Here is a 12822-nt window from a genome sequence, read left to right on the forward strand (position 1 = left end):
GTCTCCGGGTCGGGAAATCGGGGCGCGGCATGCGCCCGGCCGCGCTGTTATAACCGTCCGGACGCGCGGCGGCAACCGCGCGCCGCGCAGCAAAGGTCAAGCATGGTCAGAGGCGGCGCGTGGCCCGCGCGTGCGTGCGGGAAGCGGCGCCCGCGCTCGGGCGTCGGTGCCGGGCGAGACGATGGCTGGGCGCGTGCCGCGCGCTCAGCCGTGTCTACCGTTGCGCGGCGCGCGCGGCGTGAACGCGAAGGTCTCGACGCGGCCGCCGCGCGCGACGATCGCCGTACTCTCGGGGATCTCCTGCCACGCGTCGGGCAGGTCGACGAGCGGCTCGGACAGCACCAGGAACGCGTCGTCGCCGACCGCCGCGATGCGCGGGTCGTCGGGATAGAGTTCGTGCAGGTGGCGAAACGAGGTACTGTGGAACAGCGTGCGCGACTGGCGCTCGCTCGAATAGCGCACCGCCACCACCTGCTCGCCGTCGGTCGCGCAGACCGTCATGTTGATCGGCTGCGCCACGCCGTGCGTCGCGGCGATGTCCTCGATCACGCCGGCCATCCGTTCGAGCGCCGGCAGCGGCGTGTGTTCGAGCCCGAAGGTCAGCGCCAGATGGAACATCACCTCGGAGTCGGTCGAGCCTTCCACCGACGGGAACAGCGCCGGATCGATGCGCAGCATCAGGTCGTGGCGCAGCTTGTGATAGCGGCGGATCAGGCCGTTGTGGACGAACATCCAGCGGCCGTGCCGGAACGGATGGCAGTTGGTTTCCTGGATCGGCGTGTCGGTGGCGGCGCGGATGTGGGCGACGAAGTGCGGGGAGTGGATCGCGCGCGCGGCCTCGCGCAGGTTGCGGTCGTTCCAGGCCGGATGCACCGAGCGATAGCGGAACGGGATCTCGTCGGGGCGCCCGTACCAGCCGATGCCGAAGCCGTCGCCATTGGTGGTGGTGGCGCCGAGCCGCGAGTGCAGGCTCTGGTCGATCAGCGAATGCCTGGCGCGGAACAGCACCGTTTCGAGCGGGATCGGATTGCCGGTGTAGGCCAGCCAGCGGCACATGGGGACTCCTTCTGCGACTGCGGCGGAAGGCCGGCTCGCGCGGAGCGCGGCCGGCCGGGAAGTCAGCCGAGCATAGCGGAAATCGGCCGACCCCGGCGGCGGCCCGCGCGGCCGGCGGCGCCGGCCTCGCAGGCTGGTTGCGAACTCGCTTGCAAACCGGTTTCCGCGTGCTTTCGAAGGCTTTCGCGAGCCTTCGCGCGCCGCTGCCGCGCTTACTTCGGCGCGCGGCCGTAGGTGTCCTCGAAGCGGACGATGTCGTCCTCGCCGAGATAGGCACCCGACTGCACCTCGATCAGCTCGAGCGGGATCTTGCCCGGGTTGCTCAGGCGGTGCGTCGCGCCGAGCGGGATGTAGGTCGACTGGTTCTCGGTCAGCATGATTTCCCGGTCGCCGTTGGTCACGAGCGCCGTGCCCTTCACGACGATCCAGTGCTCGGCGCGGTGGTGGTGCATCTGCAGGCTCAGCTGCGCGCCCGGCTTGACGACGATGCGCTTGACCTGGAACCGGTCGCCCTGGTCGATGCCCTCGTAGTCGCCCCATGGCCGCACCACGCGGCGGTGCGTGACCGATTCGTGACGGCCCGAGGCGTTCAGCCATTCGACGATCTTCTTGACGTCCTGCGAGCGGTCGCGATGCGTGATCAGCACCGCGTCGGCGGTCTCGACGATCACCAGGTTGTCGACCCCGATCGCGGCCACCATGCGATGGTCGGCGCGCACGTAGGAGTGGCTGACGGTGTCGGTGTAGACGTCGCCGAGTACCGTGTTGCCGTCCGCGTTCTTTGCGGAGATGTCGGCCAGCGCGCTCCACGAGCCGATGTCGTCCCAGCCCAGGTCGACGGTCTCGACCACGGCCGCGTGGCGGGTCTTCTCCATCACGGCGTAGTCGATCGACAGGCTCGGGCTGGCCGCGAACGCCTCGTGGTCGAGCCGCACGAAGTCGCTGTCGCGCTGGGCGCCGGCCAGCGCGAGGCCGGCCTGGCGCGCGATCTCGGGTGCGTGCTGGCGCAGCTCCTCGAGGTAGGTCGAGGCCTTGATCAGGAACATCCCGCTGTTCCAGTAGTAGCCGCCTTCGTCGAGCAGGCGCTGCGCCTTGGCCGCGTCGGGCTTCTCGATGAACGCGTCGACCTGGAACACCGCGCGTCCGGCGTCGATCGGCGCGCCGCGATGAATGTAGCCGTAACCCGTGTGCGCTTCCTTCGGCGCGATGCCGAACGTGACGAGCGAGCCGTCGGCGGCCACTGGCGCCGCGTTGGTGACGGCCTCGACGAACGCGCGCTCGTTGAGGATCACGTGATCGGACGGCAGCACCAGCATCAGCGCGTCGGGCTGCTGCTGCACCGCGAGCAGCGCCGCCACGGCGATCGCGGGCGCGGTGTTGCGGGCCACCGGCTCCAGCACGATCGAGGTCGGCGCGACGTCGATCTGGCGCAGCTGTTCGGCCACCAGGAAGCGTTGCTCGGCATTGCTGACGATGATCGGCGCGGCCACGTCGGGGATCGCGCGCAGACGCTGCGCGGTCTGCTGCACCAGCGTCTGTTCGCCGGTCAGCCGCAGGTACTGCTTCGGATAACCGCCCCGCGACATGGGCCACAGACGGGTGCCGCTGCCGCCGCAGAGAATGATCGGATAAATATTCATCGCAAGCTCTTGTTGAGGAACACGGGTTCGAAAATTGCCGGAAACTGTCAGTTTAGCCGTCGCGCGACGGTGCGTTGCGCCAGCGCCAGGCGGCGTGGCGCGCGATGTTGCGCAGCCAGCGCAGCGCCTTGCGCAGCGGGCGCCCGCGATCGCGGCGCAGGTCGGTCAGCGCGCGCGCGGCCGGGCCGGCGAGCCGCTCGACCACCGCCTCGGGGCTCGTATACATCCGCCAGGCCCAGTCCCAGTACACCGGATAGCGGAGCAGCACGCCGGCCGTCAGCATCTCGAGCGACAGGCGCCGCTCGCGGCGCGGCTGGGGCAGCGCGTCCACCGTCAGTCCCCAGCCCGCGTAGAACGGCAGGCCATAGGTGTGGACCGGCTTGCCGCGCAGCAGCGCGTCGAAGCCGGCCAGCGACGACAGCGTGTGGACCGCGTCGCAGGCCTCGATCAGCGACAGCACGTCGGCCTGCGCGTCGACCACGTCGGCCAGCGCCTGCGCCTCGACGAGGCCGACGCGGTTGCCGGACAGCACGTCGGGATGCGGCTTGTAGACGATCCAGGCGCCGGGAAAACGCGTGCGCACGGTCTTCAGCAATTGATCCGCAGTGCTGATCGTTCCGGTCCCGAGCCGGATCGAGGCATCGTCGGCGACCTGGCCGATCACGAGCAGCACGGCGCGCGCGTCGGGGCGGCGCCATGCCGGCGCGCGCCGGCCCAGGTTGTATTTGGTCAGACCGCGGGCGACGAGCGCCTGCCGCAGCCGCTGCGCGCGCGCCAGTTCCGCGGCGTCGAAGTCGGCGTGGTTCAGGATCGCCTGCAGGTCGTTCGGCCGCGTCGCGTCGAAGTAGATGCCGGTGCGGTCGAGCACCTGACTATACGGCGCGATCATGTCCGATCCGAGACCCTGCGAGTGCAGGAAACCGTCCTCGATCCAGAGCGGCGCGACGCCGGCCGGCAGGCTGTCCAGGCCGCGTCCGCCCCATAGCGCCGCATACCCGCCCGGTGCGAGGCGCCGCGCGTCGCGCTCCCAGCGCAGTCGGCCGGCGCCGGCCTGCAGGTAGGGCGTCGCGTAGGGGCGCTTCCACCACTGGAAGCGCAGGCCCGTCACCTGTCGAAGGTCGGCGAAGCGCGCGCGCACCGCCGCCTGCAGCTCCAGGTGCGCGAGCGTCGCCGCGAGCGTGCCGGCGCCCTGCGTGATCGGGTCGAGGTAATGCGCGAGCCGCACGAACAGGCAGTCGAACAGCGCGGCCGGCGTCGGGCGCGCGACGCGCTCCGGCAGCGGCCGGTCATCGCGCGTGAGCCCCCAGCCGGCATAGTTCGGGGTCCCGAAGACGTCGAGCGGCTTGCCGGCGAGCAGCGCGTGCAGGCCCTCGGAGGCGCCGAGCACGTAGACGTGGTCGACATGGGGCAGCATCGCGCAGACGGCACCGGGTGTCGCGACGCGCCGCAGGCCGGCGGGCAGCCGCGCCGCGTGCCGCGCCGACAGCCATGCGCCGTGCCCCTCGTCGCTCGACGGCGCGAGCCAGAACCGCGCGTCGCGATGGCGTTCGCGCGCGGCATCGAGCAGCCGCGCGAAGCCGCGTTCGCGTTCGCGCGCGCTGCCGGCGTGACGGTCGGGGCCGCGCCGGCGCTCGTCGATCAGCAGGATGCGCGGCGTCGGGGCGGCGCCGCGGTCAGTCGGGAAGTCGGCCGGGAAACCCGCCGTGAATTCGGCCGTGAATTCGGCGGGAAGTGGCGGGAAGTCGTGCGCGCCGGCCGCCGCGCGCGCCCCGAGGGCACGCCGCATCAGCGCGTCCAGCTCGGCGGCCGGCCGCGACGGCGGCTCGGCCAGCATCGCGCCGAGCACCCGGCTCCAGGCCCGCGTGCTGCCGTCGCCGGCCGCCTCGCGGAATGCCGACAGGGCGACCGGCCGCCCCGACGACCAGACCGGGCCGGGCAGGGCGCCGCGCGCCGCGCGGGCATCGAAGCGATCGCAAGTCCGGCGCGCGGTGCCGGAGGCGGCCTGAGCCGCGTCGGCGGATCGGATGAGGCGGCGCATGGCGTCGTCAGGCGCCCGTCAGGGTCCGCAGCAGCGCGTCGACGTGTTCGAAATGCGCGTCCCAGGTGGGCGCGACGAAGCGCTCGACGCGGGCGAGCTGCGCCGCGCGCGCGGGCGATCCGACTTCGGCGTAGGCCTCGATCGCCTGCTGCCAGCCGCGCCCGTCGAGCGGATCGAGGTAGTCGGGGATCGCGGCGCTGATCTCGGCGAACGCGTCGAGCCGGCTCGCGATCACCGGCACGCCGAGTTCCAGCGCTTCCACCAGCGGAATCCCGTAGCCCTCGGCGAACGACGGGAACAGCAGCGCCTGCGCGTGGCCGAGCCAGGCCTGCAGCTCCGCGTCGGAGCAGTTCGATTTCTCGATGATGAAGTCGCGGATCGGCGCGCAGCGCTCCAGCATGTCGACCACGTTCTCGCACTCCCAGCCGCGCCGGCCGATCACCACCAGCGTCGGCGCCGCGGCGCCCCATTTCTCGACCAGCGCGCGCCAGACGTGCAGCATCAGCCAGTGGTTCTTGCGCGGCTCGATGGTGCCGAGCATGACGAAATAGGGGCGGGCGAGCGGGCGAGCATGCGTGCCGGCCGGCTGCATGCCGGAGGCCAGATGGGCGACCGCGGTCGGCGGCAGCGGCAGGCCGGCCAGTTCGGCCTCGTGCGCGAGCGTGTCGAAGGTGGCCCGCGAATTGGCGATCAGGGCGTCGGCATGGGCCAGCGCGAGCCGCACGCGCCGGCGGTGCTGTCGGTCGACGCCGGGCCGGCAGTATTCCGCGTGCGTGAGCGGGATCAGGTCGTGGATCATGAACACCGAGCGCGCGTTGCGGGCGGCGACGCTGCGGTAGTAGCGCGGATATTCCATGCCGGTGTGGCTGGTGTTCAGCAGCACGCCCGGCACGGCCGTGCGGCGCCGCCAGCCGGTGGCCACGGCGCGCGCGACGGTGGCGCGGATCGCGGCGCGCGCGGCGCGCTCGCGCCCGGTCAGCCAGTCGAACACGCGCTGCGAATCGCGCTCGCCGAGCGTGGTCACGAAGCCGCGTTCGCTCAGTACCGCGCGAGCCCGGTGCCCGTACTTCTCGATATAGGCGATCCCGACGCGATCCACCCCGGTCGGCAAGGTGCCGTCGTAGAGGCGATTCAACAGGCGGGTTACATCAAGAAGTAATAATGACACGGTAGCGCGATCTCGCAGCTGCAATACTGACTTCACTTCGTGGCATTTATTTTTTGCCAAAGCGGCCATCTTAACTTAGGCCATGCGACAATACATCACAATTTATTCTTGAAGTCGGTATAAATGTTGCGTCAGACATTTCAGTTGGGTTGCATGGCGGTAGTGCTGGGAGGCGTGCTGGCCGGATGTTCGACCATCCCGACCTCGGGGCCGAGCGCCTCGCGCATCAATCAGGCCGGCCAGAGTGCGGCGCAGGTCGATCGCGACGGGATTCAGGTCGTCGACGTGACCAACGACATCGCCCGCCAGCTGTTCGCCGAACGCGGCGCGAACAACTTCTTCACGGCGCTGGGCGGGCGCCCCGCGTTCAATCAGCAGCTCGGAATCGGCGACACGGTCGAGATCTCGATCTGGGAAGCGCCGCCCGCCACGCTGTTCGGCGCCGGCGGCGGCAGCAGCCATGACGCGAAGTCGGCCGCCGCGGGCGGCTCGCAGGTCACGGCGCTGCCCGAGCAGATGATCAACGGCGACGGCGCGATCAACGTGCCGTTCGTCGGCCAGATCCGGGCCGCGGGCCTCACGCCGGTGCAGCTGCAGAACGCGATCGTCGCGCGCCTGAAGAACGTGGCGCACGACCCGCAGGTGCTGGTGAAGCTGTCGCGCAACGCCACCTCGTACGTGACCGTGGTGGGCGACGTGGTCAACAGCAGCCGCCAGCCGCTGACCGCCCACGGCGAGCGCGTGCTCGACATGCTGGCCGCCTCGGGCGGCGTCAAGCAGCCGGTGGACAAGGTGACGATCCAGCTCACGCGCGGCGACAAGGTGGTGTCGATGCCGCTCGAATCGGTGATCCGCGATCCGCGCCAGAACGTGCCGCTGCACGCGGGCGATGTGATGACGGCGCTGTTCCAGCCCTACAGCTTCATGGCGCTCGGCGCGACCGGCAAGAACGAGGAAGTCGGCTTCGAGGCGCAGGGCATCACGCTGGCGCAGGCGATCGCGCGCTCGGGCGGCCTGCTCGATTCGCGTTCCGACGCGCAGGGCGTGTTCATCTTCCGCCTCGAGGACGCCAACGCGCTCAAGTGGGCCAACACGCCGGTGCGCACCACGGCCGACGGCAAGGTGCCGGTGGTCTACCGCGTGAATTTCCGCGATCCCAACGCGTTTTTCGTGGCGCAGAACTTCATGATGGACAACAAGGACATCCTTTACGTCTCGAACGCGCCGGTGGCCGAACTGCAAAAATTCCTCAACGTGGTGTTCTCGGTGGCTTATCCGGTGATCACCGGGATCGAAGTGGCTCGTTGAGCGATTCGTCGGATTTCGGCGCATTGGAATCGATCAATCATCCGATCATTTAATGTAGTTAATAGGTATTTAATGATCTCGATTGATCGTGGTTTTCAAAAATAATTTGAATCAATTCGGGGCTTAACGATTATTTCATAAATCAATCGTTAAGCCCGAAGTTTTTGTCTGACTATTTTGAGATAAGCGATGACGACAGCAATTATCACCGGCATTACTGGTCAAGACGGCGCCTACCTCGCGCAGTTGCTGATAGAAAAGGGCTATACGGTCTACGGCACCTACCGCCGTACCAGCTCGGTGAATTTCTGGCGTATCGAGGATCTCGGGATCGCTTCCCACCCGAACCTGAAGCTGGTGGAGTGCGACCTGACCGATCTCAGCGCCAACATCCGTCTCGTGCAGTCGGCCCAGCCCGACGAGGTCTACAACCTCGCGGCGCAGAGCTTCGTGGGCGTGTCGTTCGACCAGCCGGTCACGACGGCCGAAATCACCGGCGTGGGCGCGCTGAACCTGCTCGAGGCGATCCGCGTCGTCAATCCGAAGATCCGCTTCTATCAGGCCAGCACCTCGGAAATGTTCGGCAAGGTGCAGGCGATCCCGCAAACGGAATCGACGCCGTTCTATCCGCGCAGCCCGTATGGCGTCGCCAAGCTCTACGCGCACTGGATCACGGTGAATTACCGCGAGAGTTACGACATGTTCGCGTGCAGCGGGATCCTGTTCAATCACGAATCGCCGCTGCGCGGCCAGGAATTCGTGACGCGCAAGATCACCAACACCATGGCCCGCATCAAGCTCGGCCTGCAGGACACGCTCGAGCTCGGCAACCTCGACGCCAAGCGCGACTGGGGTTTCGCCAAGGAATACGTCGAAGGCATGTGGCGCATGATGCAGGCCAGGGAAGCCGACACCTTCGTGCTCGCGACCAACCGCACGGAAACCGTGCGCGACTTCGCCACCATGGCGGGCAAGGCCGCCGGCTTCGATCTGGTGTGGCAGGGCAGCGAGGAAAGCGAGGTCGGCATCGACCGCAACAGCAACCGCGCCATCGTGAAGATCAACCCGCGCTTCTATCGTCCGGCCGAAGTGGAGCTCCTGATCGGCGATCCGAAGAAGGCGCGCGACGAGCTGGGCTGGGAACCGAAGACGACGCTCGAGCAACTCTGCCAAATGATGGTCGAGGCCGACATCCGCCGCAACGAAACCGGCAAGTCGTTCTGATCGCGGTGCCGGGCGCGCCCGACGCGTCCGGCCGGCGGCGGAGCCGGTTGCACGCCGGCCGATCGAAGGAAATCATTGCGTGAAACTGATTCTCTGCGTGGATGCGATCGCGCATCCGTTGACCGGTATCGGGCGCTATACCTGGGAACTCGCACGCCACTACCGGGCCGTCGCGTCGGGAGACGCGCCGCGCCTGCTGCACGGCGAACGGTGGATCGACGATCCGGCCACGCTGCTGCAGCCGCAGGCGCCGCGCAGGCCGCGCAACAGCGCGCTGCCGGTGCTGCCCGGCATGCGCCGCATGCAGCGCTGGTGGCGGCGTCGCGAACTGCGATCGCATTTCTTTCACGGGCCGAACTATTTCCTGCCTGAATTCGCCGAGCGCGGCATCGCGACGGTCCACGACCTGTCGGTGTTCAAGTTTCCGGAAACGCATCCGGCGGAACGGATCCGGCATTTCGAAACGGCGTTCGGCTCGACGCTCGCGCGCGCCGGCCATCTGATCACCGATTCCGAGGCGACGCGCGCCGAGGTGGCGGGGTTCTTCGGCTGGCCGCTCGAACGGATCACGGCGATCCCGCTCGGCGTGGCGCCCGAGTATCACCCGCGCGAGGCCGCCGAGCTGGCCGCGCCGCTTGCCGAACTCGGGCTTGCGGCGGGCGGCTACGCGCTGTGCGTCTCGACGCTCGAGCCGCGCAAGCGCGTCGACCGCCTGATCGCGGCCTACGCGCGGCTGCCCGAGGCGTTGCGGCGGCGCTGGCCGCTGGTGCTGGCCGGCAGCCGCGGCTGGCTCAACGACACGCTGCTCGCGCGGATTTCACAGGCAGAGAACGAAGGCTGGCTACGCTATCTGGGCTTCGTGCCGGAAGCGTCGTTGCCGATGCTGTATGCGGGCGCGCGCGCGTTCCTGTTTCCTTCGGTCTACGAAGGCTTCGGCCTGCCGGTGCTGGAGGCGCTCGCGAGCGGCGTGCCGACGCTGACCTCGAACAGCACCTCGCTGCCCGAGGTGGCCGGCGGCGCCGCGCTGCTGGTCAGCCCGGATCACGACGACGAACTGCGCGCCGGCATCGAGACGGTGCTGACGGACGACGCCTGGCGTGCCGCGGCCGTGGCGAAGGGGCGCGAGGTGGCGGCCCGCCGCGACTGGGCGAGCTGCGCCGGCAACACGCTGGCGCTGTGCCGCCGGCTGGAGGCGGCTGGCTAGACACGACGACGGCCGGACGACCGGGAACGGGCATGGGGCCGTGCGGGCCGCCACGCCGAAGACGTTCCGAGCGCATTTGATACCCAATTCCATTGGATCTTTTCGATCATTCAGAATGAGTCAGCACACTAATTTCCCCGATTCGCTGCAATCCATGATCACCGTCGACATGCTGCTCGCCCTCGATGGCCGGCAGTTCATCGAACAGGCGTATCAAACGCTGTTGGGGCGGGCGCCGGATGCGAGCGGCTTCCTGCACTACTCGGCGATGCTGACGCGCTCGGCGGGCAAGCTGCGCGTGCTGGCCGATCTGCGTCAGTCGAACGAGGGGTTGCACTACGCGGCGGCCGTGCATGGCCTGGACGAGCGCATCGCGCGCCACCGCCGACACATGCGTTCGCCGCTGCAGCGCGTGCTGACGCTGTTCGAGTCGCGCCCCGCGGCGCGGCCCGCCACACAGGGCGCGCCGGCTCCGACGCCGGCCACCGTCACGCACCAGCCGCCGGTTCCGGCGCCGCAACCGCAGGCGCCCGTGGTGCCGCCGGCGGTGGTCGCCTCCGGCAAGATCGGCCCGGCGCGCGTGTCCAGGGGCGGCAACCCCACCTTCTGGTTCGACCTGACCACCTCGATGGAGTGGACGGGCGGCGTGGTTGGCATCGTGCGCGCCGAGCTGGAGATCGCCTACGGCCTGAAGAAGATCGACCCGGCGGTGCGTTTCTCGATGCAGAAGGGCAACGGCTTTGTCGAGATCCCCGAGGCGCAGCTCGCATGGCTGTTCGACGCGGACAACGTCGCTGACGCCTACATGCATTTCTTCGACCGCTATCGCGCCGCCGGCGCCACCGAGGAATCGAAGGCGCGGAACATCGTGATCGACCTGCCGGAACCGTCGAGCCTGCATCATCCGTATGGTCCCGGCGACGTGGTGGTGAGCGTCGGCTGGATGGACAGCCAGAAGGAAGCCTACTTCGAGCGGATCAAGGCGGCGTTCCCCGAGTTCTTCGTCGTCTATCTCGTCTACGACATCATCCTGCTGCGCCCCGAAACGCGCCATCTCTACTCGGAGATCGGCCAGAACAAGTTCGAAGGCTATCTGAAGTGGATTTCCGAGAACGCCGACTTCATGCTGTTCGGCGGCGAGACGGCCAAGCGCGACACGCGCGAGCTGCAGGCTCGCATGAAATGGCCGTCGCCGCCGGGGCAGGCCGTCAAGTTCGGCTCGGACATCGTCAAGCTCGCCGATTCGGACAATGACGAAGCGGTCCTGCGCGAAATCGGCATCACCGGCCCGTTCATCATCACGGTCGGTTCGATCGAGCCGCGCAAGAACCACGACACGCTCTACCGCGCCTACCTGATCGCGCAGGCCGAGCAGCTCGAAGGCATGCCGCAGCTCGTGATCTGCGGGCGCGTGCTCGGCCAGGTCGGCGATCTGGTCGATTCGCTCGATCGCGATCCGCGTCTGACCGGCAAGGTGATCCGCCTGTCGCCCACCGACAAGCAGCTCGCGGTGCTCTACAAGCACTGCCGCTTCACGGTGCTGCCGACGCTCTACGAGGGCTGGAGCCTGACGCTGCCGGAGAGCCTGAGCCAGCACAAGTTCTGCCTCTCGGCCGATACCCCGCCGCTGCGCGAGATCGGCCGCGATCTGGTGGACTACGTCGCGCCGTGGGACGCGCGCAGCTGGGCCGAGAAGATCCATCACTACGCCAACGACGACGCGGCGTTGCGCGCCTACCAGCAGCGCATCGTGCTCGACTGGACCATCACGACCTGGCGCGACACGGCGCGTGCGATCCACGAGAACGTGAGCCGCTTCGTGACCGAGCAGAAGATGCCGGCGCGCAAGCCGCCCGAGGTCTGGATGGACCTGTCGCTGACCTACCTGCACTGGCAGGGTGGCGTGAACGGCATCATCCGCGCCGAGCTGACGCTCGCGCGCCACCTGCACGAGCTCGCGCCGAAGACGCACTACTTCGCGCAGGACGGCGGCCACATGTTCGAGATCCAGCACGACATGCTGCTCTGGCTCTTCAACGACGACGACCTGAGCACGGCCTACCAGCACTTCAACGACTTCTGGAATCACCACGAGCGGCAGGGCAGCGGCTTCCGCAGCCCGTTCCGTGCGACGGGCGGCGGCCACGCCGACCATCCGGCGCTGCTCAAGGCGTTTCCGGAGAACTCGATCGTGTTCTTCGCCGGCATCGAGTGGGAGCAGAAACTGATGAGCGCGGCGGCCAAGGCGAGCCGCGAGCACGAGGCGGTGATCGCGAGCCAGCTCGTGTACGACCTCACGCCGCTGCTGGTGCCGCATCTGCACCAGCCGGAAACCTGCGAAGGCTATGAGCGCTTCTTCGAATTCGCCTCGCAGCAGTTCGACCAGATCGTGTACGGCGGCCGGACCGCGCTGCGGGATGGCCGGCGCATCCAGCAGGCGCACGGCTGGAATACGCCGCGCAGCGATTTTGTCGAATTCGGGTCGGATATCAATGTCGTCAAGGACGCCGAGCCCGAGCACGATCAGGAAGTGCTGGAGCGGCTCGGCGTGGGACGCGATTTCGTCATGACGGTGGGAACCATCCAGCCGCGCAAGAATCACGATACGTTGTACAAAGCCTACGTGACGTTGTTCGAGCGCGGGGTGACGGAGCTGCCGAAGCTGGTGTTCGTCGGCAAGGAAGGCTGGAAGTCCACCGATTTCCTGACCATCCTGCGCGCCGACGCCCGCATGAAGGACCGGATCCTGCTGGTGAGCCCGACCGACGAGGAACTCGACGTGCTGTACCGCCACTGCCGCTTCACGCTGCTGCCGTCGTTCTACGAGGGCTGGAGCCTGACGCTGCCGGAGAGCCTCAGCTACGGCAAGTTCTGCCTGACGGCGGACACCGACCCGCTGCGCGAGACCGGGCGCGATCTGGTGGAATACGTCGATCCGCACGACACGTTCGCGTGGGCCGATCGCATCGGCCACTACCTGAGCCACCCGCGCGAAGTCGAGCGCTACGAGCAGCGGATTCGCGCCGAATGGAAGCCGCGCAGTTGGAAGGATGCCACGCAGATGCTGCTCGACGCGCTGTATGCCGCGCATGCCGAGAAGCTGCGTGCGAGCCTCGCGGCGAAAGCGGCCGCGAAGGCGGTGAAGGGCGCGACCGGCACCGGCGCGGCGGCAAACTAACCTCGA

At 68.3% G+C, this 12822-nt stretch carries 8 protein-coding genes; 4 read left to right on the plus strand and 4 right to left on the minus strand.

Going from position 1 to position 12822, the window contains the following annotated elements; translation table 11 throughout:
• Positions 1-204 precede the first annotated feature (204 nt).
• The 4 genes from BpN12_RS17835 to BpN12_RS17850 form a co-directional block, all read right to left on the minus strand.
• Complete coding sequence (locus tag BpN12_RS17835) at positions 205-1056, minus strand: class II glutamine amidotransferase (protein WP_246796825.1); 852 nt, start codon at positions 1054-1056, stop codon at positions 205-207.
• Positions 1057-1268: 212 nt separating this feature from the next.
• Complete coding sequence (locus BpN12_RS17840; RefSeq protein ID WP_246796826.1) at positions 1269-2696, minus strand: mannose-1-phosphate guanylyltransferase/mannose-6-phosphate isomerase; 1428 nt, start codon at positions 2694-2696, stop codon at positions 1269-1271.
• Between the two features lie 52 nt (positions 2697-2748).
• Positions 2749-4734: a capsular polysaccharide export protein, LipB/KpsS family gene (locus tag BpN12_RS17845; RefSeq protein WP_246796827.1), complete on the minus strand. Its 1986-nt coding sequence runs from the start codon at positions 4732-4734 to the stop codon at positions 2749-2751.
• A 7-nt stretch (positions 4735-4741) separates the two neighbouring features.
• Positions 4742-5902 (minus strand): glycosyltransferase family 4 protein, encoded by a 1161-nt coding sequence (locus BpN12_RS17850; RefSeq protein WP_246796828.1) that lies wholly within the window; start codon positions 5900-5902, stop codon positions 4742-4744.
• A 123-nt stretch (positions 5903-6025) separates the two neighbouring features.
• Between BpN12_RS17850 and BpN12_RS17855 the strand changes: the two genes are divergently transcribed.
• The 4 genes from BpN12_RS17855 (at position 6026) to BpN12_RS17870 (ending at position 12816) form a co-directional block, all read left to right on the plus strand.
• Entirely contained in the window at positions 6026-7210 is a 1185-nt protein-coding gene (locus BpN12_RS17855) for a polysaccharide biosynthesis/export family protein (protein WP_425306349.1), read from the plus strand.
• Positions 7211-7399: 189 nt separating this feature from the next.
• Positions 7400-8434: a GDP-mannose 4,6-dehydratase gene (gene gmd / locus BpN12_RS17860; protein WP_246796830.1), complete on the plus strand. Its 1035-nt coding sequence runs from the start codon at positions 7400-7402 to the stop codon at positions 8432-8434.
• 79 nt (positions 8435-8513) lie between these two features.
• Complete coding sequence (locus BpN12_RS17865) at positions 8514-9638, plus strand: glycosyltransferase family 4 protein (RefSeq protein ID WP_246796831.1); 1125 nt, start codon at positions 8514-8516, stop codon at positions 9636-9638.
• Positions 9639-9753: 115 nt separating this feature from the next.
• On the plus strand, positions 9754-12816 hold the full coding sequence (locus BpN12_RS17870; protein WP_246796832.1) for a glycosyltransferase: 3063 nt from the start codon (positions 9754-9756) through the stop codon (positions 12814-12816).
• Positions 12817-12822 lie beyond the last annotated feature (6 nt).

The organism is Burkholderia perseverans (genome assembly GCF_022870505.1).
Lineage (GTDB): Bacteria > Pseudomonadota > Gammaproteobacteria > Burkholderiales > Burkholderiaceae > Burkholderia > Burkholderia plantarii.